This is a genomic window from Amycolatopsis keratiniphila (assembly GCF_000400635.2).
In the GTDB taxonomy this organism is placed as follows: Bacteria; Actinomycetota; Actinomycetes; order Mycobacteriales; family Pseudonocardiaceae; genus Amycolatopsis; species Amycolatopsis keratiniphila.
The window spans coordinates 5,104,628-5,130,335 of sequence record NC_021252.1 but is presented as its reverse complement, the minus strand read 5'-3'; the positions used below and the strand labels follow the sequence as shown (position 1 = coordinate 5,130,335).

Below are 25,708 nucleotides of genomic sequence, written 5' to 3'. Positions count from 1 at the left end.
CATTCCGGTGATATAGCGCGCTGGGCACGATTTCATTCGTGCATTTGCGTGTGCAGGTGCACATCGGAAGAGTGGTGTTCCGGTGCGTTCGTTGTGCGCATGTCGAGCGCTTGTCATAGTCGTCTCGTTTGATGATCACCGAGGTCGCGCAAAAGGTGCGGTCCATTCATAATTTCCGGAGTCCTGATGGTTGGCAGATCCTTGGAAAGAACGTCCTTTCGTGCCGCTGGTGTCGCGACCGGTGAAGTCGTCGTGGCCGATCGGTTCGAGCATCCCGACCGGGGTGTGGTGAGTTGTCCGGCGGCGTCGCTGATCGCCGAGCTCGCCGGGGAACTCGATTTTCGAGTACGCATCGCGGACCTGCGGGCCTCGGTGGGGGAGGAATCCGTCGCGCACACGATGTCTTATCTGGACCACGACGGCAGACCGGTCGGATTGGCGCTGGCGACCGGAATCGCCGACGAGTCCGGGCGGGCGATGGCGCGGGAACTGATCGAGCGGTGGTCGTCGGTGGTCCGCACCCGGCGCGTTCTCGTCGCGGCGTCCGAACTCGACGCCGACAGCGGGGAAGCGGTGGCGTCGGTGACAGCGGGTGTGCTGGATTTCGTCCAACGAGGTGACACCGTGCTGGTGATCGGTTCACCGACGCCGGCGGAGGCGGTCGCTGCCTGTGCCGGACAGGCCGCGGTGCGGGTGGTGACACCGGGGCGGGCTTTCCCTTTGGAGGGCATCGATCCTGACCGGGTCTCGTACGTGGTGGCGCCGGAGACGCCGGTCGAGGACGCCGCCGAGGTGGTGAAAGTATTGCGGCAGTGCTTCCCCCGGTTGCGGGGGCCGCATCCGCGCGAGTTCGGCTACGCGGCTTCGGACCGGCGTGAGGCGTTGTGGTCGGTGGCCGCGGCCGCCGACGTGCTGCTGATCTGCGGTCCGAAGGGCGAGCGTGCAGGTGAGGAACTGCTCGAATGGGCACGTGCGCGAGCTTGCCCGTCATATCCGGTGGGCAGGCTCGCGGACGTGCGTGCCGACCGGCTGGCGGGCGCGGCGACCGTGGGGGTGGCCGTGGCGAGCCCCTCCGGGACGGCGATCGCGGAGGAGGTGGTGACGGCCTTGTCCGGCCTCGGGCCGCTGGCGGTCATGCACCGCCGGGTCGTCACCGAGCCATTTCGGACGTTACGGACGAGGCGGCACCAGACCGGCACGATCGCTTTTCAGGACAGGACATTTCACGCCGCCCTGGCGCGGGAGACCTCGGCGGCCTTGTGCGTCACCGAGCGCGCGGGGGGATAGGCGGCGTGTGGCCGCAGGCGGGCCCGCAGCGTGACCAGCGCGGTGTCGGCACGCTGGGAACGCAAGTGGGGATAGTCGTCGAGAAATTGGTCCCACGCCTGACAGGCGCGGTCCACCTCGCCGGCGTCGAGGTGTAGTTCGGCCAGCCGGGCCAGGGTGATCGCGCGGGCCCGGCGCTCGGACGCGGGCCGGTGGCGCAACGAGCGGGTCAGCGCGGAGACCGCGGCGGGGCGTTCGCCCAGGCAGGCGCGGACGGCCGCGTGGTGGTGTGACAGGGCGGCGGGATGGTAGGTGCCCACCGGAGACGAGGTATCGCGGGCCTGATCGAGATAGGTTTCGGCGGCCCGCAGATGGGTCACCGCGTTGCGCTGGTCGTCCGCGGCGGCTTCGGCGGCGGCGACCTGGCCGACCAGGAACGCGCGGGTGAGCGCGGGCGCGTCCCCGGGAAGCGCCCGGGCCGCCGTGGTGGCCAGGTCGACCGCCGCCGCCCGGTGTCCGAGCATCCGGGCCTGCACACTCAAGGCCCGCAACGAGATGGCGTAGTGCAGGGCGTCCCCGGCGGCGTGCGACAGGCGGCCCGCGACAAGGTAATACCGTTGCGCGGCCCCGTGCAGCTCGTCGTCGAAGCACAGGAAACCGCAGAGGTAACACAGCTGCGCCGCCGTGATGAACATGTCGGTCCGCACGGCCGGTGCCGCCTCCATGCGCAGCCACGGCGCGATCGTGGTCCGCAGATAGCGGGCGAGCGCGGGGCGGACATGCCCACCGCCGAAGGTCAGGTCCGCGGTGGAGAACAGTTCCAGCATCGCCTTGGCGGCGTCGAGTTCGGCACGTTCGACCTTGCCCGCGTTTTCGGCCGGGCGTACCGCGCCCGCGACGCTCGCCAGCTCGGCCCAGCCGGGAACGGACAAGGCCGCCAGGCTGTAGACGCATCCTGAGAGTGTGCGACGGGAGGCGGCGCCGTCGCGGCACAGGTTCGTCAGTTCGGCGGCGACGTCGGTCCGCCACCACGGCGGGGCCGTGGCGCCGCCGCCCCGCACCAGGCCCGTGGCCGCCGCCGTCACCCGGCGGCCCAGCCGGCGGGTGAACGCTTCGGCGACCAATTCCGGCACCGGCGGGCGTGGGCGGGTGCCGGACAACCAGTGCGCGACGCCGGTGCGGTCGTAACGCAGTCGCAATCCCGCTTCGGCACCCAGCCTGTTGGTGTGGTCCGCAAGCTTCTGGCCGGTCCAGCCGGACTCGGCGAGCAGGTTCCGCAGCAAGTGGTTCGGCGCCACTTGGATCTCCTTCTTCGGCGGCGTTTCGTCAAGGAACTACCCCCTCGCGCAGCGGTTGAATTGCGCCAACCGGGTGCCTGTCGTCGAACCGGGATCAGCTGCCGGGCAAGAGGATCGCGACGTTCAACAACTCCATGGGCTGCAACAACCCGGACGTCACACACACCTTGGCCGTCGAGACCGGCGCGGGCTTACTGGAAGAGGCACGGCTCGCCGTCCGTCCGAGGTCGGCACCCGAAAGTCGTTGCCGCACAACGCAGAGCAGTGAGGAGTTCTCATGACGACGATCCTGTTGGCCGGGGGACCGGCTTCGCTCGACCCGATCCGTGAACTGCCCGAGGAACACCTCCCGGAGCGGTTGTCCGTGGACCACGGCAGATGGCACGAGCATTTCGAACGCACCGACGTGCGTGATGTCGCCAAGGGCGGCATGGTCCGCGTGTTCCGCTGGATCTACCGCACCGCGATCGCCGAATAGTTTCACCGACACAAGGAGGAGTGAGCAGCTGTGGCGAATCAACCACGGCAGGACCCGATCGCCGTCGTCGGGATGGACTGCCGATTCCCCGGAGGAGTCGAATCCGTCGAGGACTATTGGACGCTCTTGGACTCCGGAAGTCATTTTTCCGCACCCCTGCCCGTGAATCGCGGCTGGGATCTGGAATGGCTGCGTGACCCCGAATCCTCGGCCACCGGTGATTTTCCGATAGCCCGAGGTGGATTTTTCGATGATGTGAGTGGTTTCGACGCCGGATTCTTCGGAATGGGCCCCCGCGAAGCGACGATGATGGATCCTCAGCAACGTCTGCTCCTGGAATCCGCTTGGCGGGCGGTCGAATCCGCGCGCATTCCGCCGCGATCGCTGCGCGGGACACCGACCGGTGTCTACGTGGGGATCAGCGACTCCAACTATCACGCGATGGGGGAACCGGAGCACCGGCCCGGCGGGGCGAACGCGGACCTGGCGACCGGGAGTTCGATCAGTGTGGCCTCCGGTCGCATCTCATACCTCCTCGATCTTCGAGGACCCGCCCTGTCGGTGGACACGGCGTGCTCGTCGAGCCTCGTGGCCGTCCACATGGCGGTCCGGGCGCTGCGCTCGGGCGAATGCGACCTCGCGATCACGTCCGGCGTCTGCGTGCTGGCGACACCTGACCTGCTGATGCGGTACGGCCGCGCGGGCGCGCTGACCGGGGACGGGCGGTGCAAGGCGTTCGCCGCGGAAGCGGACGGATTCGCGCCGTCGGAGGGGGTCGTCTCGGTCGTGCTGACCCCGCTGCGGCGGGCACTGGCGACCGGACGTCCGGTTCTGGCGGTGCTGCGCGGGAGCGCGGTCAACCACGACGGCACCGGAGAGGGACTGACCGTCCCGTCCGGCCCCGCCCAGCGATCCCTGATCGCCGAAGCGCTCGACGACGCGGCGCTGAGCCCCGGCCAGGTCGACCTTGTGGAGGCGCACGGCACGGGTACGAAGGTGGGCGATCCGATCGAGGCCCGCTCGATCCAGCTGGCCTACGGCGGTTCCCGTGACCCTGATCTGCCGGTGTGGATCGGTTCGGGCAAGTCCAACATCGGGCACACCCAGCAGGCCGCCGGGCTGGCGGGGCTGGTCAAGGTCATCCTCTCGATGACGAAGCAGCGGATGCCCGCCACGCTCCACGTCGGCAACCCGACGCCGGAAGTGGACTGGTCCGCGGGGAACGTCCGGCTACTGCGGGACGCACGGGACTGGCCGCGTGGCGACCGGGTGCGTCGCGCAGGGGTGCTGTCGTACGGCATCGGCGGAACGAACGCGCATCTGATCGTGGAGGAGCCGCCGGAACCGGCCCCGCGCCGCCTCCCCGTTTTCGAACGACCGGCGACGCCACCGCAGCTGTGGCCCCTGTCCGCGGCCTCGGAAGACGCGTTGCGCGAACAGGCCGCCATTCTCGCCCGTTGGGTCCGTGACCGCCCTGCCATCGATCCCGCCGACGTCGGGCGTTCGCTGGCGACGACCCGCACCGCGCTGCGGGAGCGGGCCGTCGTACGCGGCGAGCGCACCACCACCCTGCTGGCCGGGCTGGACGCCGTCGCCGCCTCCGGGACCGTGCCCGAATCGGCCGGCGCGCGAGCCCGCGCGAGTGACGACGACTCGCCGGTGTTCGTGTTCCCCGGCCAGGGCGCGCACTGGCCCGGCATGGGGGCCCGGCTGTGGGAGGACTCGCCGGTGTTCGCCGAGGCATTGCGGAGGTGTGCGAAGGCGCTGAGCCCCTGGATCGACTTCGATGTGGTGGACGTGCTGCGCGGAGTCGGCGGCACGTCGCTGGAAAGCTCCGAGGTGGTCCAGCCGGCGTTGTTCGCGATGTACGTGTCCCTGGCCGAGATGTGGAAGTCGCAAGGGGTTCGGCCGGTCGCCGTGATCGGGCACAGCCAGGGTGAGATCGCGGCCGCGTATGTCGCGGGTGCCTTGTCCCTCCCGGATGCGGCGCGAGTGGTCGCCGTGCGCAGCCGGGCACTCCGGACGATCACCACGCCCGGTGCCATGGCTTCGCTCGCTTTGCCCGCGCAGAGGGCCGAAACGCTGCTCGCGCGATGGGGTGGCGGAGTGGAAGTGGCGGCGGTCAACGGCCCGACCGCCACCACCGTGGGCGGCGACGCCGACGCCGTGGACGAACTGCTCCGGCACTGCGACGAGGAAGGTGTCCGGGCGCGGCGGGTGGCCGTCGACTACGCCTCGCACTGCTTCCACATGGAAGCGGTCCGCGAAGAGCTGCCCGCGAGGCTCACCGGGCTCCGGCCGCGTCCGGCCGAGGTGCCGGTGTTCTCCTCGGTGACAGGGGAGGAGATGAACGGCGACCTTATGGACCCGGACTACTGGTACCGGGGTCTCCGGCAGACCGTGCGATTCGATCAGGCCGTCCGACGCGCGATGCAGTGCGGGCACCGGCAGTTCGTGGAGGTTTCCCCGCATCCGATCCTGGTGAGCTCACTTCGGGACATCGCCACGGACGCGGGGGTCGACGCGGGCGCGGTCGCGACGTTGCGCCGCGAGGCGGGCGGCGCCGAGGACTTCGCCGACGCGGTCGCGGAGGCCTGGGTGAAGGGCGTCCGGGTGGACTGGACCCAGCGTTATCCCGACTCCGTCGAGGTCGATCTGCCGTCCTATCCGTTCCAGCGGAGCAGCTACTGGCTTCCGGAGAAGTCCCACGAGACAGACCTGGCCTCGGCCGGTTTGAGCGATGGCGGGCACCCCTGGCTGGCGGTCTCGACCGACCTGCCCGACGGGTCGACGGTGCGCTCGGGACGGCTGTCCACGGCCACCGATCCGTGGCTGGCCGACCACGCCGTGTTCGGGGGAACCCTGGTCCCCGCGACCGCCATGGTGGAACTGCTGCTGCACGGCGCCTTCGAGTCCGGCTGCGGCAGGCTGGAAGACGTCGTGTTGCACGCTCCGCTCCCGTTGACCGAGGACGGAACGGACCTCCAGGTGCACACCGGTGCGCCGGACGAACACGGACGGCGGCCGGTCAGCCTGCACTCACGCGCCCGCCATCCCGCGGCGCCGTGGGTCCGCAACGCCGTCGCCGTCGCCGCAGAGGGTGATGACACCGCGGTCGCCGACAGGGCGCACACCGACGCGGTCGTGTGGCCTCCCGAAGACGTCGAACCCGTCGACGTGGCGGAGCACTATCGCGCACTGGCACGGAAGGGGTACCAGTACGGACCGGCCTTCCGGGCGATGACGGCGGCATGGCGCACCGGAAAGCGGATTTCCCACACCGAGGCCACCCTTTCCGGGAAACAGGTGAACGACAGGGGCTTCACCCTCTACCCGCCCCTCCTGGACGCCGCTCTGCACGGCCTGGCGCTCGGCGGGACCGGCTCCGGGATCCTGCTTCCCCACACGATGGACTCGATCACGGTACGCGTGCGGGGTGCCACCACGTTGCGGACCACTCTCACCGCCGCCTCCGGCCACGTCGACGCGCACGCGACGGACTGTTCCGGCCGGACCGTGGTCGACATCGAGGGCCTGCGACTGCGCCCCAGCACCGCGCGGATGCTGCGGGCCGCTCACACCGACGGTGCCGCGCTCGCCTTCGACGTCGCCTGGCGTGCGGTCGAACCAGCCGGCGGCGATGTTCCGGAAGCGGGTCACTGGAGCGCTGTCGGCACCCGTGACGACCTGCCGGTGGCCGAGGTCCATGCCGGCATGGAGGACCTGATCGCGGCCCTTCCCCGCGGCGGACCGGCGCCCGAAGTGATCTGGCTCGACTGCCGTGGGCAGGACAGCCTCGCCGGGGAAGACCCGGACCCCGTACCGGTCCGGGAGCGGTTACGCCGCACGCTGGCCGACACCCAGGCGTTCCTGGCCGATGCCAGGCTGGCGCGATCGCTGCTGGTGCTGCTCACCCGCCGGGCCCACAGCACGTCGTTCGGCGAGCCGGTCGACGACCTCGCGGCGGCGGCCTGCGCGGGCCTGTTCCGCTCGGTCCAGAAGGAGAATCCCGGCTCGGTGCGGTTGGTCGACGTCGAGGACGGAACTCCGGACCCCGCGGTCCTCGCGGCCGCCGTGGCGACGGGCGAGCCACAGCTCGCGGTGCGCGGCGAGCACTTCCTCGTACCGCGTCTGATCCCCTCGGACCAGGAGGCGCTGGAACTGCCCGCCGGCGACACGCCGTGGCGGCTGGAAGCCTCCTCCTCGCACACGTTCGACGATCTCAAGGCCGTCAGCGCGCCGACGTTGAGCGCCGCCGCCGGAGAGGGAGCGGTCCGGGTTCGTGTCGAGGCGGCCGGGGTGAATTTCCGAGACACACTCGTCTGCCTCGGACTCCTCGACGCCGACCACATCGGCTGGGAGATCGCGGGAACGGTCGAGGAGACCGGCCCCGGCGTCACCGAACCGCGGGTGGGCGACCAGGTCATGGCTTTCACCGGCGACAGCGGCGCCTACGCCTCGATCGTCGAGGTCGACCACCGGTACGTTTTCCCGATCCCGCACGGGACGTCCCTGGCCAAGGCCGCGGGCATCACCGTCCCGTTCGTCACCGCCTATCACGCGCTGCACGATCTCGCCGGAGTGCGCGCAGGCGAAAAAGTCCTCGTCCACGCGGCCGCCGGGGGAGTGGGCACCGCGGCCGTCCAGTTGCTCCGCGCTCGTGGCGCGGACGTGTACGCCACGGCCGGCGTGGCCAAACAGGCCTTGGTCGCGGCGATGGGTGTCCTGCCCGATCACATCGCCGACTCACGGTCGGCCGAGTTCGAACCGCGGCTGAGGGATGCGACCGGTGGCACGGGTTTCGACGTCGTGGTGGGCAGTCTCGCCGGAGAGTTCGTCGACGCCTCCCTGCGCCTGCTGCGGCCGGGCGGCCGGTATGTGGAACTGGGGACGCGGGACGTCCGCGATCCCGAGGAGATCGCCGCCCGGTATCCCGGTGTCACGTACCGTGCTTTCCGTTTGATCGACCATCCGCCTCAGGTGTTCGGCCGCGCGTTCGACGCGCTCCTCCCGATGTTCGAGGACGGGACTCTCGAGCCACTGCCCACGCGACGCTGGGGCATCCGCTACGCGCGGCAGGCATTGCGACGTCTCAGCCAGGGCCGGACCACCGGCAAGGCGATCCTGACGCCGCCGGGCGAACTCGGCGCCGACGGAACCGTCCTCGTCACCGGTGGCACCGGTTCGCTCGGCGGCCTGCTGGCGGTCCACCTCGCCACCGCCCACCGTGTCCGTCATCTGCTGCTGGTCAGCCGTCGCGGTGCCGAGGCGCCCGGGACCGAGGAACTCCGGCAACGCCTGGAGGCGGCCGGTGCCTCGGTCACGTTCGCCGCCTGCGACGCGGCCGACCGCGCAGGCCTCGCTGCCGTCCTCGACCGGATTCCCGCCGAGCGTCCGCTGACCGCGGTCGTGCACACCGCCGGGATGCTGGACGACGGTCTGTTCACGGACATGACCCCGGAACGGCTGGACACCGTCCTGCGGTCCAAAGTGGACGCGGCCGTCAACCTGCACGACCTCACCCGCGACCGGGATCTGCGAGCATTCGTGCTCTACTCCAGCGTCGTCGGGGTGGCGGGAGCGGCGGGCCAGTCGACCTACGCGGCGGGGAACGCCTTCCTCGACGCATTGGCCCACCACCGGCGCCGGCTCGGGCTGCCCGCCGTCTCCATCGCCTGGGGTTACTGGCGTGAGGAGACCTCGCTGACCGCCCGTCTGGACGCCACCGACTGGGCTCGCGTGGCCCGCCAGGGGTTCGCTCCCATGGCGACCGCACAGGCCCTGCGAGGTTTCGACGCCTCGCTCGACCTCGACCAGCCCGCCGTCGTGATCACGGCACTGCGCGAACTCGACAAGGAGACGCCCGCCCTGCTGGCCGACCTGCCCCGCCGGAACCCGCGCGGTGCCACCCGCCCTGACCCCGCCGACGATCACGTCGATCTCTCCGCCAAACCGGCCGGAGAACGGCTCGACGCGATCACCGCTTTGGTGCGTACGCACGCCGCCGCGATCCTCGGTCATTCCGGCCCGGACGACGTGCGGTCCGACCAGCCCTTCCAGCAGGCCGGTTTCGACTCCTTGGCGTCTGTCGAACTTCGCACCAGGCTCAGCAACGCCCTCGGCGTCCGGCTGGCGGCCACCGCCCTGCTCGACCACCCGACGCCCGTGACGCTGGCCCGGTATGTCGACTCCGTCCTGGCAGGCGCCGGGGAATCGCGGCCCGATGACGGAACAGCGGCACGGAGCCCGTCCTTCGTCACCGATGTCCTGACGGCCTGGCGTGACGGCGACGCGGACCGGGCGCGCAGTCTCCTCGAACCGGCTGCGCGGCAACGACAGAGCGGCGGGCTCCCCGTGCCCGACTGGCGATCGCTCACCTCGGCTCCGGCTCCCCATACCGTGGTGTGCGTACCGCCCATCATCACCTCGGACGTCGCGTCACCCTACGACCGGCTGGCCGCCGGCCTCGAAGGTGTCTGTGAGGTGCGGACCGCCCGGCTGCCGGGATTCGTCGAAGGCGAACCCGTGCCCGGCAGTCTCGACGATCTGTGCGAAACCTGGGCGCGGGCACTGCCGGACGACCCGGTGTACTTGCTCGGGCATTCGTCGGGCGGCTTGCTCGCCCACCGGCTGACGGAGGTCCTGCGGCAGCGGGGGACGACAGTGCGGGGACTGGTCCTGCTCGATTCCGTCAGCCCGGCCGCGGCACCGGCCGCGGTCGTGAAGGAGGCCCACGACCGGCTGGCCCGTGCCGCTGCCGCCCTGAGCCCGGACGCGCTGACCGCCTTTCACCGCTATGAACGGCTGCTCAGCGCCTGGACCCCCGCGGCGTCGGAGGTGCCGACGCTCTTCGTCCATCCGCGCGACAGCCGGTTGCCCGAACTCTGGCCGGGCAGGCACGACACCAGCGCCGTGGACGGTACGCACCTGTCCATGATCGAGGACCACGCGCCGGAAACCGCTCGAAGCATCCGCCAATGGCTCGCCGGCCGATGACCCGGCCGCGCGACCGGAAAGAGGAGTACTCGTGAAAACCGTCGATCTCACCCAAAACCATCGCGGTCCCTCCGTGACATCAGAAGACCTCGTAGGGGCGTGGCTGCTGGACGAAGTGCGCCTCTCGCGCGGAGATCGAAGCGCGCGACCTCGCTGCCGGGGAACACTGCTCTATACGCCGAGCGGACACTTCTCGGCCACTGTCCACGTGTCCTCCCGTCGGATGCCCCGGCTCGGCAAATCGCTGGGCTACACCGGTTCGTACACGGTGGAGCGAGGAGTGATCACCCACCACACGCTGGTCGCGACCTGGCCGTTCGGCGCGGGAAGCAGGCAAACGCGGTGGGCCACGCTGATCCCTGGCGACGATTCGGCCGATGTGCTGCGGCTCAGCGGCGATCCCGGCGGTCCGGTGCAGTTCCTGCTGACCTGGCACAGAACCGCACACGCATTCGGCAAGGGGAACATCCGATAGCCACCGCCGAACAGCCTCTCGGCGAACGGGATGTCCGAAATCCGCCGGCATGCTCGCGTCCGGTCGGGCGAGGATCCGCTGATGATCGCTGAAGCGCGGGGAATCCGCATCCGTCACCGCGGGAAGAAACCCCAGGTCCATCCCACCGCCTACGTCGCCCCGACGGCCACGCTCGTCGGTGATGTCCGCGTGGGGCCGAGAGCGCGCGTGATGTACGGCGCGGTGCTCGACGCCGAGGGGGCTCGGATCGAAGTCGGGGAGGCGGCGGTGATCTGCGAGAACGCGGTGGTGCGCGGGTCCGTGGTCGCCGGCGAGCAGCAGGTGCTCGTCGGCGACCACGTTTTCGTGGGGCCGCCTTCTCGGCGAATTTCAAGACGCGATCGTCGCCCGCGAGCTCTTGGGTTCCTTGGAGGTCACGGACGGCACCCTGGCGGCGGTGCGGGCACGGGAGACGGCCAACGCCGAGCGACATGCGGCCGCGCTGCCTGCCGCTTGGCGTGACCTCCGCCGCGCCCTTCGTCCGTTATGGACCTAGGGAGTCACGAGGGACGAAAGTCCTTCATCCAAGGGCCCTATGACGCCATCGGGCGGATGCGGCGAACTCGTACGGTCGGGCTAACGGCCGGTCCGAAGTGGTCGGTGACGCGCAGACCCGACGGAGGGTGGTTTCCCTGCTGACCGGAATCGAACTCGATCATGACCTCCGGTGCGGGCTGGCCGGCTACCTGGGCGCGGTAAGCGCCGTGATGGGAGTGGGGCAAGAGTCCTGCTCGATGGATCTCGATCACCCCGCGTCAGCCTACATCGCCCTGGACCAGCGGTTACCCCGCCGGCCGGAGCGGGACACAGCCCTCCTGTGGGACGAGCGCCACGGCTGGGCCTTCGCCATGGAGACCCATTCCGGAGAGGACCTGCTGGTGCTCGCCTACCTCGGAGGCGAACTCGTGCCCTCACCGGACACGGTCGGCCGATTCGTGACCGCGATCCAATCGGCCGGTGGCGCGTCCACCACCCCTGCCCCGCCGGAGCCGAGAGCCGATCGCGACCACGTGAAGGCTCGGCTGCTGCGGTACCGGCGCGACATCTGGGCCGCGACGGCACCGCGCAGTCACTGCGTCATTTCTCCGGGGTGTTGGTGACTTCGACGCCGCCGAAGATCGCGGTCCCGTTCACGGCGAGTACCGGGGCGTCCGCCGGGAGGTCACCGGTGCTGTCGGTCTTGTCCTCGAGACCGCCCATGAACGGCAGGCCGCCGAGTGAGATCCGCCAGCCCCGCGGTACCAGGACTTTGACGCCGCCGAACAAGGCGAAGGCGTCCACGGTCGCGCCCTCGTCGATCCTGGCTTGACGAAGGTCGAGCGTCGAACCGCCGAAGATCGCCGAGACGTCGGTGTGCCGCAGGTGGCGGGACTGCTCCCTGGTGGTCGCTCCACCGAACATCACGAGCGGTGTCCTGGTGCTGTGCTCCCGGCGCAGTCCGGCGAGCACGGCGAATCCCGCCACCGCCAGCAGGGCCGGCCACCACAGGCCACCTTCCGCCAGGTCCAGGGTGCCCGCGAGGAGGATGAGCCCGATCACGGTCACGGCGGCCGGTCCGATCGACATCCGCCGCTGGGACAGCATCGCGACGATGCCGAGGCCGACCAAGGAGGCCGGCCACCACCCGCTGAGCAGGCCGCCGGTCTCGAGGGCGCCGGTCGCGTCGAGGATCCCCAACACGCCCAGGGCGACCAAGACCAGCCCGACCCAGAAGCGAACGGGTTTCACGACGGCTTCTCTTCCGACGCCGGGTCGCCGCGGCGTTCGACCGCGATGGACCAGGGGCCCGCGAGCGCGGTGATCGCGCCGGCCGCGGTCACGACCGGTGCGAAAACCGCGGCGACCAGGCCGGCGTTCACCGGGACATCGAGGATCACCCGCTCCTGGGTGTCCTTGACGACGATGCGCCGGACGTTGCCCTCGCGAACGAGCCGTTGCACCTTTTCGGTGAACACTTCGCTCGGCTTCTTCGGCGCCGCGGATTCGGGCACTTGCCGGTCTTCCTTCTGCACGGTCATGGTTTCTCTCCCTTCCGCTTCCACAGTGAGGCTTCGGCTCGCCGGGCGGCAGTGACCTTCGGTCCTTCCCCGTGGCCGAAAGGCGCACGATGCTGAACGGAGGACTTTCCGACGGAGGAGGCCGTTCGTGAAGATGCGCGCATGGCGGGTCACCCGGCCTGGGCCGATGGCTTCGGGCCCGCTTGCGTGGGCGGAGGTCCCGGTTTCGCGACCGGCCGCCGACGAGGTGCTGGTCAGGGTGCTGGTGTGCGGGGTCTGCCGCACCGATCTGCACGTCGCCGAGGGTGACCTGCCCGTCCATCGGGCGGGGGTGATTCCGGGTCACGAGGTGGTCGGCGAGGTGGTCGCCGTGGGGGACGGCGTCTCCGGCTTCGGTACGGGCGACCGGGTCGGAATCGCCTGGCTACGTCAAACCTGCGGCCGGTGCCGATACTGCCTTCGCGGCCGGGAGAACCTGTGTCCGGAGTCGCGCTACACCGGTTGGGACGAAGACGGAGGCTACGCCGAATTCGCGGTCGTGCCGGCCGCTTATGCTCTTCTTCTGCCCGAGGGGTACACCGACGAGGAGCTCGCGCCTTTGTTGTGCGCCGGGCTGATCGGTTACCACGCGCTGGAGCGGGCGCAAGTGCCCGAGGGCGGCCGGCTGGGGATCTACGGGTTCGGCGGAAGTGCCCACCTGACCGCGCAGGTGGCGATCGCCCGTGGCGCCACCGTGCACGTGATGACCCGCAGCGAGGAAGCCAGGAAGCTGGCTTTGGCTCTCGGAGCGGCCTCGGCTGTCGCGGCCGCCGAGCCGCCGCCCGAGCCACTGGACTCGGCGATCCTGTTCGCGCCTGTCGGAGAACTGGTCCCACCCGCCCTCGAGGCTCTCGATCGCGGCGGGACACTGGCGCTCGCCGGTATCCATCTCTCCGACATCCCGTCACTGAACTATCAGCGGCATCTCTTCCAGGAACGTCAGGTGCGCAGCGTCACGGCGAACACGCGCGCCGAGGCGCGGGAGTTCCTGGCGTTCGCGGGTACCCATCGCCTCGAGGTGAGCACGGTGCCGTACCCGCTGGACGGGGCGGATCGGGCACTCACGGATCTGGCGGCGGACCGGGTCAACGGCGCGGCCGTGCTGCGGGTCGGCTGACCGACGCGCCGGTCACGCTGCAACGAGCAAGATCCACAAAGGACCATCCGACACCGGAAGTGGCTGCCCGGACGCGGTCGTGAACCGGGTCGGCGCCGTTGCCGTCGCACGGCTCCAGGTGCCCGCGAACCGCTGCCCGTCCCGCCACATCGTCGCCTGCCCGGTGCCGACCGTCTGGGCGATGGGCGAGTTGGGCACCGTACCGGTCTCCCCGCGTTCGCCGAGCCGGACGGCGACCCGTTGCTCGACGATCGTCGCCGCGCCGGCCTTGCCGCCGTCCACCGAGGTGAGTGGCGAGCCGTCCAGACCGATCAGGTATCGGCCGATGTCCGGGGACCAGGTGAAGGTGAAAGCGGCCGCCGGGTAGCGGATCGCCGCGGTGGCGGCCGCCGTGCCGGATCCGGGTGCGGCGCCTGCGGCGGGAAACGCGCCTTGCGGCGCGACCTCGCCGTCGGGGACCTGTTGCGGGCGAAGGTAGAGATTGTGCGGTGACGGCCGCGAGTCGTCGCGGAAGTAGGCGTTCGGGATTTCCGTGGGCGAGGCGCTCGTCAGCGATGCCGAACGCAGCGCCGGCAGCAGTTCCGGCGCGGCGCCGGAATAGGCGAGCGAGGGGCGCCCGAATTGGGCCAGCAGGCCGAGGTCGGTGGCTCGCGCGCTCCGCACCGGTCCGATCACTCCCGGCGGGCGGCCCCGGTAGAGCGCGAGCAGCCGGGTCAGGCCACCCTCGACAGGTTCCACGTACACAAGGTCCGCGGCGCTCAGACCGGTCTGAGGGCGGGCGGCGGCCACGTTGTCGATCTTGACCGCCAGTACCGATCGGCGATCAGGCGCAACGGCTTCGCTGGACGACGGAGCCGGGTCGGTCCCGTTCGTCGGACCGGACAGTTCTCGCACGACCAGGACCACTGCCACGACGAGCACCGCTGCCCCCGCCGTCGACGCGATCCACCAGGACTTCTTCACGAGGATCGGCCCCTTTCCTTCAGCGTTCCCAGGTGGGAGCCGTATGACCTCATCGAGAACCGTCATCGCGGCGGCAGGCTGCGTGCGATGAGCTCGACCAGTTCCACCGTGCGGGTGGCGTAGCCCCATTCGTTGTCGTACCAGCCGAAGACCTTCGCCAGATGCGAGTCGGCCTTGGTCAACTGGGCGTCGAATACGCACGAAGCGGGGTCGCCGATGATGTCGCGCGACACCACGGGTGCTTCCGTGTAACGCAGGATCCCCTTGAGGGAACCGTCCGAGGCCTCGGCGAACGCGTGATTGACCTGCTCCGCGGTCACCGGGCGCTCGAGTTCGACGGTGAGGTCGGTCAGCGAGCCGTCCTCGACCGGCACGCGCACGGCGACCCCGTCGAGTTTGCCCGCCAGTTCCGGGATCACCAGTCCGATGGCCTTGGCCGCGCCGGTGCTGGTGGGCACCACGTTGACCGCCGCCGAGCGGGCACGGCGCGGGTCCTTGTGCGGACGGTCCAGCAAAGCTTGATCGCCGGTGTAGCTGTGGATGGTGGTGAGCAGGCCGCGCTGGATGCCGAAAGCGGAGTGCAGCACCTTCACCATCGGCGCGACACAGTTGGTCGTGCACGACGCATTGGAAACGATGTGGTGGTTTTCGGCGTCGTAGTCGTCTTCGTTGACGCCCAGCACGATGGTCGCGTCGACGTCCTTGCCCGGCGCGGAGATCACGACCTTCCTGGCGCCCGCCGCCAGGTGCGTGCCCGCGGCTTCACGAGTCCGGAACTTGCCGGTGGACTCGACGACCACGTCGACGCCGTACTCGCCCCACGGCAGCCGGGCGGGATCGGCCTCCGCCGTGACCTGGACGAAGTGGTCGCCGACGCGGAGAGCTTTCCCGTCCACGATCTCGACAGGTGTGCGGAGTTTGCCGTAGGTGGAGTCGTGGACCAGGAGATGCGCCAGCATCTCGGGCGAGGTGATGTCGTTGACCGCCACCACTTCGATCGGGCTTTCCGGCGACTCCAGCACGCAGCGCAGGATGTCCCGCCCGATCCTGCCGAAGCCGTTGATCCCGAGCCGTACCGTCATGATCGTCTCCCTTGTCGTCCCGCGGTGCACCGATGATCCGCTCGGCATCCGAGGGAGCCGTAGAGACGAAGGTCCTTTGCCGGCCGGGCCAATGACCGCCGTACTGACGTCGGGCCGCTTCGGCGATCGAGCCGGGACCGTGGGCCCGGCTCGCCGGGACTTCCGTCTCTCCTCCTGAACTCCTCACTGGTCGAAGCTGGGAAGTGACCAGACGGGAGAGCGAAATGAAGATCCTCGTAGCGGCGGCCAGCCGCCACGGTGGGACCTGGGAGATCGCGGAGGAGATCGGCCGCGCCCTCGCTTCGGAGATGCGCGGGCACGCCACTGTGCGTGTGTCGCGCGCCGAGGACGTCACGACGGTCGACGAGTTCGACGTCGTCCTGGTGGGCAGCGGCGTCTATCTGGGGCAGTGGATCGAGGCGGCCAGAGACGTCGTCGGCGAGCACGCCGATGCGCTCAGGACCAAGAACGTGTGGTTGTTCTCCAGCGGCCCGGTAGGGACGCCGCCGAAACCCGCGGAGGATCCGGTGGACGTCGCTCGGCTGATGACGCTCTCCGGCGCTCGCGGGCACGTCGTGTTCCCGGGCCGGATCGACCGGAGCCTGCTGCGGTTCGCCGAACGAGCGGTCGTGACGGCGCTCCGGGTCAAGGACGGTGACCACCGGGATTGGCCGGCGGTGCGGGCCTGGGCGGGCGAAGTCGCCGCCGCCCTGAAGCCTGCTCGGACGAGAGAGGTGAGTGGCCATGTCGAGCGTGGCTGAAGGCGCGGTGGCCGTCGGGATCGACGGTTCGGGGTCCGCCCGGCGGGCCGCGGTGTGGGCGGCTGGCGAGGCTGCCAAGAGGGGAAAGCGGCTCCGGCTGGTCCATGTGTACGTGGTTCCTCCGGTGCGGATGCCCGGTGTGATGCCGTCGGACGAGGTGGTCCGGTCGGCGTTCGAGGCGCAGGGGGCGCGATGGCTCGCGGAGGCCTGTGACGCGGTGGCCGAGCGCTATCCGGACCTGGTCGTCGAGACCGCTGCGCGTGAGTGGGCTCCGGTCGCGGCGCTGATCCAGGAGTCGCGGGCGGCGACCATGATCGTGCTGGGTTCTCGCGGGCTGGGTGGGTTCACCGGTCTGCTGGTCGGATCGACGGCGGTGGCGTTGGCGCAGCATGGTCATTGCCCGATCGTCGTCGCGAGAGGGAAACGCCCGGAAGACGCTCCACCGGAAGCGGGCCCCGTCGTCGTGGGCACGGACGGTTCCGAGTCGAGTGACGCCGCGTTGGCCTTCGCCTTCGACGAAGCGTCGCTCCGTGGCACGGAGCTGATCGTCGTCAGGGTGTGGAACGAGGTCACCGAGCACGAATCGGCCCTGACAGTGAATCCGGAGGCGATCGAGGCCTCGGAGCGGCGAGTGGTCGACGAACAGCTGGCGCCGTGGCTGGCCAAGTTCCCGGACCTGCACGTGGAGACGGTGATCGCCCGGGGCCGGCCGGTCCGTGCCCTGCTCGGTTTCGGCGAGCGTGCCCAGCTGCTCGTCGTCGGATCGCGGGGCCGCGGCGGGTTCCAGGGGATGTTGCTCGGCTCGACGAGCCAGGCCCTCGTCGCGCACTCGGAGTGCCCGGTGGCCGTCGTCCGGCCGGCTCTGACCGGCCGAGAAAGCGAGTGAGGGGTATGCGAGCACGGGATCTGATGTCCGCCCCGGTCGTCACGGTGACGCCCGGCACCACGGCCAAGCACGCGGCCGAGCTACTGGCGGAGAAGGGATTCACCGCCTTGCCGGTGATCGACGATGACGATCGGCTGATCGGCATCGTGACCGAGGCCGACCTCATCAGGAACCGGTTCCCGCACGACGTCCGCTCGGGCCCGGACCACGAGGCACGGCCGAGGCCGGGCCTGACCGTCGCCCAGGTGATGACGACGCCCGCCACGGGGATGAGCACCGGCGCGGACGCCGCCGATGTCGGCAGGGCCCTGCTCGACGGACGTATCCGCGCGATGCCCATTGTGGACGGTGCCAAGGTGGTCGGAATCCTCACGCGAGGCGACTTCGTGCGTGCCTTCGCCCGGTCCGACGAGGCGATCGCGGCGGACGTCCGCCATCACCTGGCGATCTACGGCGGGCCGGGCCGGTGGACGGTCGAAGCGCGCGACGGTGTCGTGCGGATCGGCGACGCCTACGACAACGACACCGATCGTCATGTGGCCAAACTGCTGGCCGAGGCGGTTCCGGGCGTCGTGGAAGCGAAAGTGACCTACCAGGAGGAAGAAGAATGAACACGACGGACCGGAAGATCGTCGTCGGGGTGGACGGGACGGAGCCGGGAAGGGCGGCCGTACGATGGGCCGCCGCCGTCGCCGAAGAACGACTGCTGAAGATGCTCATCGTGCACGCTCTGCGCGTCGACAAGCTGGCGTACGGAGCCGGGTTGGCGGGCCCCACGCCGTGGTACGACGTCCTCGCCGACGAGGGCAAGCGGGTTCTGGAGGAGGCCGTCGCGGAAGCGCACGCGGTGGCGCCCGGCGTCGAGGTGGACACGCGGATGCCGGCGGACTCGCCGGTGCCCACCCTGATCGACGCGTCGAAGTCGGCGGCGATGGTGGTCGTCGGCGGTACCGGGAAGGGCTTCTTCGGGGAGATGACGATCGGTTCGACCGCGTCGGCGGTCGTCGCTCACGCTCACTGCCCCGTGGTGGTCATGCGGGGCCGGAAGAACACCACCGCGTATCCGGCCGAGGGGCCGATCGTGGTGGGGCTCGACGGCAGCCCGTTGAGCGAGCGTGCCCTGGAGATCGGCTTCGAAGAGGCGGCGTGGCGGAAGGCAGGCCTGGTCGTGGTCCACGCGTGGCGGGACGTCACCTACGACGACGCCTACGGGATGGCGAGGCTGGTCGTGCAGTGGGAGTCGATCGAGGACGAGGAACGACGGCTGCTGGCGCAGCGTCTCGCGGGCTGGCAGGAGAAGTATCCGGACGTCAAGGTCGAGCGGGTCCTCGTGGAGGACCGGCCGCGGCACGCGCTGCTGGAGTGGAGTGCCAAGGCGCAGCTGGTGGTCGTGGGAAGCCGGGGGCGGGGCGGATTCACCGGGCAGTTGCTCGGTTCGACCAGCCAGGCGCTCGCGCATCACGCCGAGTGCCCGGTGATGGTGGTCCGGCCGGAGAAGTCGCGGTGACCGTTCTCGGCGCACCCGCCGCACCAGCGGTGCTGACTTCGGCCGAGTTGTCCCAAGTGGACGCTCAGTGGCGGGCGGCGAACTATCTCGCCGCCTGCCAGATATACCTGATGGACAATCCGCTGCTGGAAACGCCGCTGGAACCCGAGCACGTGAAGCCGCGCCTGCTCGGTCACTGGGGTACGTCCCCGGGGCTGAACTTCGTGTACGCCCACCTCAACCGGGCCATCGTGCGGCGGAGTCTGAACGCCATGTTCGTGACCGGACCCGGCCACGGCGGTCCGGCCCTGTACGCGAACACGTGGCTCGAAGGCAGCTACTCGGAGGCGTGGCCGGAGGTCTCCTACGACAAGAGCGGCCTGCGAACACTGTTCCGGCAATTCTCCTTCCCCGGTGGGGTGCCCAGTCACGTCGCGCCGCAGGTGCCGGGGTCGATTCACGAGGGTGGCGAACTCGGCTACTCCCTGGCGCACGCCTACGGGGCCGCGTTCGACAACCCGCACCTCGTCGTCGGTTGTGTCGTCGGGGACGGCGAGGCGGAAACCGGCCCGCTGGCCACCAGCTGGCATTCGGGAAAGTTCCTCAATCCCGCTCACGACGGTGCGGTGCTGCCGATCCTGCATCTGAACGGGCACAAGATCGCCAACCCGACGGTGCTCTCGCGGATCAGCGGCACCGAGCTCGACGAACTGCTGCGCGGTTACGGGTATGCCCCGCGGTACGTCGAAGGCGACGATCCTGCGGTCATGCACCAGGCGATGGCCGCGGCATTGGACGGCGCGCTGGACGAGATCGACGGGATCCAGGTGCGGGCCCGCGCCGCGACCGGGCCGGCGGGACCGGCGACCTGGCCGATGATCGTGCTGCGCAGCCCCAAAGGCTGGACCGGTCCGTCCCTTGTGGACGGTAAGCGGGTCGAGGGCAGCTGGCGCTCGCATCAGGTGCCGATCCCCGACGCACGCGGAAACCCCGAGCACAGGCGGCAACTGGAGGAATGGTTGCGCTCCTACCGGCCCGAACTGCTCTTCGACGAGGAAGGCAGGCCGACGTCCGAAGTCACCGCGCTGATCCCGCGGGGCGATCTCCGGATGGGTTCGTCGCCGCACGCCAACGGCGGCCTCGTCTTGCGGCCGCTAAGGTTGCCGGAGGTGTCGGCGCACGCCATCCCGCTCGTCAGCCCGGGCGGCGCGGTCGCCGAACCGACCCGGGTGCTCGGCCGTTGGCTGCGGGACGTGTTCGCGCTGAACCGCAAGGCGGCGAACTTCCGGTTGTTCGGCCCGGACGAGACCGCTTCCAACCGCCTCGACGCGGTGTTCGACGTGACGGGAAAGACCTGGCTGTGCGAGATCGAACCCGTCGACGAACATCTCGCCGCGGACGGCCGGGTCATGGAGATCCTTTCGGAAAACCTTTGCCAGGGCTGGCTCGAAGGCTATCTGCTGTCCGGCAGGCACGGCCTCTTCTCCTGTTACGAGGCGTTCGTGCACATCGTCGACTCGATGCTCAACCAGCACGTCAAATGGCTCAAGGTGCACCGCGGGATTCCGTGGCGGCGGCCGGTCGCGTCGCTGACCTATCTGCTGACCTCGCACGTCTGGCGGCAGGACCACAACGGCTTCTCCCACCAGGATCCGGGATTCGTCGACCATGTCGCCAACAAGAGCCCGGAAGTCGTCCGGGTCTATCTGCCGCCGGACGCGAACACCCTGCTCTGGGTCGCCGAGCACTGCCTGCGCAGCCGTGACTACGTCAACGTGATCGTGGCGGGGAAGAACGACAGCCCCATCTGGCTCGACGGTGAAGAGGCGGCCGTGCACTGTGCGCGCGGCGCCGGGATCTGGGAGTGGGCGGGCACCCATCCGGACTCCGAACCCGACGTGGTGCTCGCGTGTGCAGGCGACGCGCCGACGGTCGAGGTGCTCGCGGCGGCCAAGATCCTCCGGGAGTACCTGCCCGAACTCGCGGTCCGGGTGGTGAACGTGGTCGACCTCATGCGTCTGCAGCCCGCCGCGGAACACCCCCACGGGATGACCGATCGCGAATTCGACGCCCTGTTCACCACCGACCGGCCGGTGATCTTCGCCTATCACGGCTATCCCTGGCTGATCCACCGGCTGGCCTACCGGCGGGCGAATCATGACGACATGCACGTGCGCGGGTACATCGAGCACGGAACCACGACCACCCCGTTCGACATGCTGGTGCGCAACGACATGGACCGCTTCCAGCTCGTGACCGACGTGATCGACCGGGTGCCTGGCCTTGTCGCCCGGGCCGGCGCCGTACGGCAACGGATGACGGACGCGCGTGAAAGGCACCACAGGTGGATCGTCGAACACGGTGATGATCTTCCCGAAGTCCGTGACTGGGCTTGGGAGTCCTGACCGCACCCGACAGGAAAGGAAGTACGGATATGACAACTCTCGTACCCGGTTCGCGCCTCACCCTGCCCAGTATCGCGGCCTGGCTGGAGAATCCGTGGCCGTTCGCCGAACACAATCCGGTGCGGATCGAAGAGTCCGTCGAGGACGGCAAGTACCTCGTCCGGGCCGAGCTTCCCGGATTCGACCCGGAGAAGAACATCTCGGTCACCGCGCACGAGGGTCTGCTGACGATCACCGCCGAACGCGAGGCGAGGACCGCGGAGCACGGTCGCAGCGAGTTCTACTACGGCAAATTCAGCCGGACCGTCTCCCTGCCCTCCGGTGCGCAGACGGCAAAGGTCACCGCGACCTACAAGGACGGGATCCTCGAAGTCTCCATGCCGGTCGACGACAAGCCGGACGAGAAGCACGTCAAGATCAAGGTCGGCAAGGGCTGACCATCCCCGGCCGGGCGGGTGCGCGACCCCCAGGGCGCGCCCGCCCGGCCAACTCGTGCCCGAAGGAGTCTTCATGCGTGTGCTGACGTTGAATCCCGGCTCTTCGAGCCTGAAATCGTCCTTGGTCGTCGACGGCACTCCGGTCGGGTGGGCCGCCACGAGCTTGGACGACGCCCATGACGCCGCGCGACAGGCTCTCGACCGCTGGTCCACAGTGGACACCGTGGCCATCAGGTTCGTGCACGGAGGTTCCAGGACCGGCCCGGTCCGGCTCACCCCGGACGTCGTCGACGCGCTCGAAAAGCTCAGCCCGTTCGCGCCGCTTCACCAGCCACAGGCCGTCCGCCTCGCGCGCCAGGTGTTCCGATCGCGTCCCGGCCTGCCGGTGATCGCGTCGTTCGACACGGCCTTCCACTCCCAACTCCCCGAAGAAGCGTCGAGGTACGCGCTCCCAAGGGAGTGGACCACTCAAGGGCGCTTGCGGCGCTACGGTTTCCACGGCCTTTCGTGTCGTCACGCGGCTCGCCGGGTGACGACACTCCTCGGCGTCGAGGAGCCGCGGCTCCTGTGCTGCCACCTCGGCGCCGGTGTCTCGGTGACCGCGATCCGCGGTGACCGGAGCATCGACACGAGTATGGGTTTCACCCCGTTGGAAGGGCCGGCGATGGCGACACGGTCCGGCTCGGTGGATCCCGGGCTGGTGCTGCACGTCATGCGAACGGCGCCGATGTCGGTGGAAGCGATGGAAGACGTGCTGTATCACCGGTCCGGTCTCGCCGGGATGAGCGGAACGGATGGGGACCTTCGCGCCGTCCTGGCCCGTGAAGCGGCCGGGGACCCCGACGCGATGTCGGCTGTCGCCGTTTACCTGCACCGGATCCGCCGAGAGATCGGCGCGATGATGGCGAGCCTCGACCGGATCGACGCCGTGGTGTTCACGGGCGGGGTCACCGAACATCAGCCGGAGCTGATCGCGCGATTGTCCGCGAGGCTGGGTGTCTTCGGGATCGCTGTCGATCCCGCTCGGTGTCTCGGGGATGGTGACCGGGTGATCAGCCCGGACGGAACGCCGGTGACCGTCTTCGCCGTGGCAACAGGCGAGGACGCCGAACTGGCGCGGGACGCCGAGGCGCTTCTCTCGGTGGAGCACGTATAGGTGTGCGCCTCGAATGCGTCGGTGGCGTCGCACGGTTCGGTGCGACGCCACCGACCACACCCGAACTGGGCGGGCCCGTCCCTTACCGGAATCGCCTGCGGTGCGAGCCGAGCACGAGCGCCACGCCCGCCATCGTCGTGATCATGCCGCCCAGCGCGAGCCAGGTGACCTCCACGCCCGTCTCGGCCAAGCCGGGCTGGTGCGGGGCCGGGGGCCTGGTCGCCACCGGTACCGGACCGGGTCGGAGGACCTCACGGCCCTTGGGCGCCGGCACGGGATCCGGATCAGGCTGGGCTGGGCCGGGAACGACGAAGTAGAAGTGGCGATAGGGATTGTCACCGGGCCCGTTCTCCCCGTCGCGGACGACGAATTCCGGGTCGGAGTACACCATCTTCCACGGTCCCACGATCCCGAAGTCGTACAGATCGGCCGGCACGTTCCGGAAGGTGAAGCCGCCGTTGCCGCCGGTCACCGCTCGAGCGACGACTGCTCCGGTGACCTGGTTCCGCAGGTAGACCTTCACCCCGGGGAGCGGATCGCTGTAGGGCAGCCCGAGCTGCGGCTTCCACAGGAAGCGCCCCAGATAGCCGTCGACCCGCGGAGCCATGCCACCGGGAGTCCTCGCCGTCGCACTCACGGACGGTGGCCCGTTGACGAACGGCGGCGCGCCGATGGCACAAGTGACACGCAGGTGGCCCACGGCGGCGGCCTCGCCGGTGATCCGGACCGTCATGACGTGGACCCGCGTCGCCCCGGCCGGGACGGTCACGCCCGGCCCGTCAGGGGACAGATCGCCGGTCTTGAGCTCGCCTGACCCGGTGGCCCAGCAATTCGCGGTCGTGTTCTTGAGCACCGCCACGCCATTGTTGGCAAGCGTCACCCTTAGCTGCGCGACGTCGTTCTTCCGGTACGTCTTCCGCGTGAACGCCATCGACACGGACAGCCATTTGGCCGCCGAAGCCGTGCCTCGGATCACGACGTCGGGATCGGCGACGCCGTCCACCTCGACGTTCGGCCCCACGAAATACCACTCGGCGCTCTCGAGAATCGTCCAGTAGCGGCCCGCCGGCAGGTCCTGGAAGGCGAAACGTCCTCGGGTGTCGGTGGTCGTGGTCCGGCCGACATTCGGGGTGCCACCCGAGGTGTACACCTTGACCCCGGCCAGCGCCTCACCGGGATCCATCGTCCCGTCTCCGTCGCGGTCGCCGTAGACCGTTCCGCGGTAGCCGCCGCTGAGGTGTGTGACCGGAACGGAAGCGGTGACAGTGTTGTCCGCAGGGTTGGCGTCCACTTCGTCGCCGAGTAAGGCGGCTGTGACCGTGAGGGTGACTGGGCCGGATGTGGTGGTCACGTAGCCATCGGCGGTGCCGACCACGGTCTGTCCCGGTTCGATCGGCACACCGGGCGGAGAGAGCGGAGTCCACCAGGTGGTCGAAAGGTTGCCGGCGGAATTCACGATCACCCGGCTCGCCACCGCGGTTCCCTTGTTGGTGACCCTGGCGTGCACGGTGATCAGCTGAGTGGAGAGGTACGAGGGCTCGTCGAACCACACCGTCACACGCAAGTCGGGGAGATCAGGCGCGGCGGGCTGAGTTGACGTCGCCCGGGCGCTGGACCGGGGGCTTGACGGTGCGGCGGCCGGTTTCGCCGTGGACGGCCGGGGCGCGGTCGACGTGGTTTCCGACGGAACCGGCGCGGGAGCGGCGGCGCTCCCGGAAGCGACCGACGTGGCCGGGACCGTTTCGCCCGCGAACGCGGGCCCCGCCGATGCGGCGAGACATAGCGTGATCGACGACAGCAGGGCTGCGGTGGACCGGGATCTTCGTGACATGTCCGGATGCCTCGATTCGTCTCGGAGTCGTTTCGCCGATGCGGCCGGAGGTCGCGGGCCGCACGGATGAATCAGGAAGCGGTCGGGCTGAACCGGTGAACCGCCTGCGTCGACACCAGCACGACGGGACACGTCGCATGCCTGACACAGGCCGTGGATACACTCCCGAAGACGAGCCTGCCGACCGCGCTCTTCGTGCCCGTGCCCAGCACGAGCATGTCCGCGTCGCGCGCCGCCGCGAGCAGCTCCGACGTCGGGTTCCCTTGCCGCAGCATGGTCGTCACGTCGATGTCCGCGTGAAGCTCACGCTGGATCCGTGCGACCGCTTCGTCGAGCGAGTAGTGCTTCCTCACCGGAACCCTGCCGTGTGGCTGGAGGGCGAACGACGTGCCGGGAAGGAGCTCCTCCCTCGGCAGGACCATCAGGATCTCGACCTTGTCGCCGACTGCGGTGGCTTCGGTGATGGCCCACCGGATCGCTTCCTCGCTCTCGGCCGAGCCGTCGGCGCCCACGAGAAGGTGTCGGGTGGTGTCGGGATTCGTGTTCATGGTTGATTCCTTTGCGCGGATGGCCCGGCACGGAGAAGGTCCTGCCAGGTGATGACTCCGATCACGCGGCCGTTTTCGAGGACCGGGACGGATCGGAGCCGGCGCTCCAGCATCTTCGCCGTCAGATCGGTCAGGTCGCCATCGGGATGGGCACCGGCCGCAGGTCGCCGCATCAGCGCGCTCACTTCGGTGCGCCCGCTGAGCATGACGCCGCTGTCCGGATCGCCTTCGGAAAGGTAACGCGCCCGGAGCAGGTCCTCTTCGGCCAGCACGCCGAGCAGTTCGCCGGTGTCGCCGACGACCGGCAGCGAGGTGAATCCCTTGCCGGTCAGCACGGCGATCGCTTCGCCGATCGTGGCCGCGGGCGTCACCGCGATGACCGGGGTGGTCATGACATCACGTACTCGCATGAAGCCAGTCTCGGTTCGCCGGGTGGGTCCGGAATACG

Annotated in this window: 21 protein-coding genes; 13 read left to right on the top strand and 8 right to left on the bottom strand. The window is 69.6% G+C overall.

The features are described 5' to 3' along the window. Positions 1-252 precede the first annotated feature (252 nt). The gene (locus AORI_RS64215; RefSeq protein ID WP_043848184.1) at positions 253-1,287 is read left to right on the top strand and encodes a hypothetical protein; all 1,035 of its coding nucleotides are present in this window, start codon (positions 253-255) and stop codon (positions 1,285-1,287) included. Here AORI_RS64215 and AORI_RS64210 read toward each other — a convergent pair. After that, entirely contained in the window at positions 1,224-2,564 is a 1,341-nt protein-coding gene (locus AORI_RS64210; RefSeq protein ID WP_016334979.1) for an NsdA family TPR-like regulatory protein, read from the bottom strand. The two genes, AORI_RS64215 and AORI_RS64210, sit on opposite strands and share 64 nt — an antisense overlap. Before the next feature lie 277 nt (positions 2,565-2,841). Between AORI_RS64210 and AORI_RS64205 the strand changes: the two genes are divergently transcribed. From AORI_RS64205 to AORI_RS64190, 4 genes are all read left to right on the top strand, one after another. Beyond that, the gene (locus AORI_RS64205) at positions 2,842-3,042 is read left to right on the top strand and encodes a DUF5988 family protein (protein ID WP_016334978.1); all 201 of its coding nucleotides are present in this window, start codon (positions 2,842-2,844) and stop codon (positions 3,040-3,042) included. A 30-nt stretch (positions 3,043-3,072) separates the two neighbouring features. Next, on the top strand, positions 3,073-10,038 hold the full coding sequence (locus AORI_RS64200) for a type I polyketide synthase (protein WP_016334977.1): 6,966 nt from the start codon (positions 3,073-3,075) through the stop codon (positions 10,036-10,038). Between the two features lie 31 nt (positions 10,039-10,069). Further along, complete coding sequence (locus tag AORI_RS64195) at positions 10,070-10,513, top strand: lipocalin-like domain-containing protein (protein WP_228688164.1); 444 nt, start codon at positions 10,070-10,072, stop codon at positions 10,511-10,513. A 662-nt stretch (positions 10,514-11,175) separates the two neighbouring features. Beyond that, on the top strand, positions 11,176-11,652 hold the full coding sequence (locus tag AORI_RS64190; protein ID WP_046199818.1) for a DUF6292 family protein: 477 nt from the start codon (positions 11,176-11,178) through the stop codon (positions 11,650-11,652). Here AORI_RS64190 and AORI_RS64185 read toward each other — a convergent pair. Both AORI_RS64185 and AORI_RS64180 read right to left on the bottom strand, forming a co-directional pair. Then, positions 11,630-12,280, bottom strand: a complete 651-nt coding sequence (locus AORI_RS64185) for a LiaF transmembrane domain-containing protein (RefSeq protein ID WP_016334974.1) — start codon at positions 12,278-12,280, stop codon at positions 11,630-11,632. The two genes, AORI_RS64190 and AORI_RS64185, sit on opposite strands and share 23 nt — an antisense overlap. After that, positions 12,277-12,570: a DUF4342 domain-containing protein gene (locus AORI_RS64180; RefSeq protein ID WP_016334973.1), complete on the bottom strand. Its 294-nt coding sequence runs from the start codon at positions 12,568-12,570 to the stop codon at positions 12,277-12,279. The genes AORI_RS64185 and AORI_RS64180 overlap by 4 nt, the downstream gene beginning before the upstream one ends. A gap of 133 nt (positions 12,571-12,703) precedes the next feature. Here AORI_RS64180 and AORI_RS64175 point away from each other — a divergent pair, with 133 nt between their 5' ends. Beyond that, the gene (locus AORI_RS64175) at positions 12,704-13,705 is read left to right on the top strand and encodes a zinc-binding alcohol dehydrogenase family protein (protein WP_043848927.1); all 1,002 of its coding nucleotides are present in this window, start codon (positions 12,704-12,706) and stop codon (positions 13,703-13,705) included. A gap of 12 nt (positions 13,706-13,717) precedes the next feature. On the opposite strand, the gene AORI_RS64170 is transcribed toward AORI_RS64175, so the two are convergent. Further along, the gene (locus AORI_RS64170) at positions 13,718-14,668 is read right to left on the bottom strand and encodes a DUF3048 domain-containing protein (protein WP_016334971.1); all 951 of its coding nucleotides are present in this window, start codon (positions 14,666-14,668) and stop codon (positions 13,718-13,720) included. 62 nt (positions 14,669-14,730) lie between these two features. After that, a complete protein-coding gene (gene gap / locus AORI_RS64165; RefSeq protein ID WP_016334970.1) occupies positions 14,731-15,750 on the bottom strand; it encodes a type I glyceraldehyde-3-phosphate dehydrogenase in 1,020 nt (339 codons plus the stop codon). A 224-nt stretch (positions 15,751-15,974) separates the two neighbouring features. On the opposite strand from gap, the gene AORI_RS64160 reads away from it, so the two are divergent. From AORI_RS64160 to AORI_RS64130, 7 genes are all read left to right on the top strand, one after another. Continuing rightward, positions 15,975-16,511, top strand: coding sequence for a flavodoxin domain-containing protein (locus AORI_RS64160; protein WP_016334969.1), 537 nt, complete (start codon positions 15,975-15,977; stop codon positions 16,509-16,511). Beyond that, positions 16,495-17,397: a universal stress protein gene (locus tag AORI_RS64155; protein WP_016334968.1), complete on the top strand. Its 903-nt coding sequence runs from the start codon at positions 16,495-16,497 to the stop codon at positions 17,395-17,397. Before AORI_RS64160 ends, AORI_RS64155 begins: the two co-directional genes overlap by 17 nt. Positions 17,398-17,402: 5 nt before the next feature. Further along, positions 17,403-18,008, top strand: a complete 606-nt coding sequence (locus AORI_RS64150; protein ID WP_016334967.1) for a CBS domain-containing protein — start codon at positions 17,403-17,405, stop codon at positions 18,006-18,008. Then, positions 18,005-18,904, top strand: coding sequence for a universal stress protein (locus tag AORI_RS64145; RefSeq protein WP_016334966.1), 900 nt, complete (start codon positions 18,005-18,007; stop codon positions 18,902-18,904). The genes AORI_RS64150 and AORI_RS64145 overlap by 4 nt, the downstream gene beginning before the upstream one ends. Beyond that, positions 18,901-21,288: a phosphoketolase family protein gene (locus AORI_RS64140; RefSeq protein WP_016334965.1), complete on the top strand. Its 2,388-nt coding sequence runs from the start codon at positions 18,901-18,903 to the stop codon at positions 21,286-21,288. Before AORI_RS64145 ends, AORI_RS64140 begins: the two co-directional genes overlap by 4 nt. Before the next feature lie 29 nt (positions 21,289-21,317). Then, on the top strand, positions 21,318-21,725 hold the full coding sequence (locus tag AORI_RS64135) for an Hsp20/alpha crystallin family protein (protein ID WP_016334964.1): 408 nt from the start codon (positions 21,318-21,320) through the stop codon (positions 21,723-21,725). A 73-nt stretch (positions 21,726-21,798) separates the two neighbouring features. Then, on the top strand, positions 21,799-22,881 hold the full coding sequence (locus AORI_RS64130) for an acetate/propionate family kinase (RefSeq protein ID WP_016334963.1): 1,083 nt from the start codon (positions 21,799-21,801) through the stop codon (positions 22,879-22,881). A gap of 82 nt (positions 22,882-22,963) precedes the next feature. On the opposite strand, the gene AORI_RS64125 is transcribed toward AORI_RS64130, so the two are convergent. The 3 genes from AORI_RS64125 to AORI_RS64115 all read right to left on the bottom strand — a co-directional run bounded on the left by AORI_RS64125 (position 22,964) and on the right by AORI_RS64115 (position 25,670). Next, positions 22,964-24,712 carry an SdrD B-like domain-containing protein gene (locus AORI_RS64125; protein ID WP_081809699.1) on the bottom strand — a complete coding sequence of 583 codons (1,749 nt, stop codon included), beginning with the start codon at positions 24,710-24,712 and terminating at the stop codon, positions 22,964-22,966. Between the two features lie 71 nt (positions 24,713-24,783). Continuing rightward, on the bottom strand, positions 24,784-25,260 hold the full coding sequence (locus AORI_RS64120) for a universal stress protein (RefSeq protein WP_016334961.1): 477 nt from the start codon (positions 25,258-25,260) through the stop codon (positions 24,784-24,786). Next, the gene (locus AORI_RS64115; RefSeq protein WP_228688163.1) at positions 25,257-25,670 is read right to left on the bottom strand and encodes a CBS domain-containing protein; all 414 of its coding nucleotides are present in this window, start codon (positions 25,668-25,670) and stop codon (positions 25,257-25,259) included. The genes AORI_RS64120 and AORI_RS64115 overlap by 4 nt, the downstream gene beginning before the upstream one ends. Between the last annotated feature and the right edge of the window lie 38 nt (positions 25,671-25,708).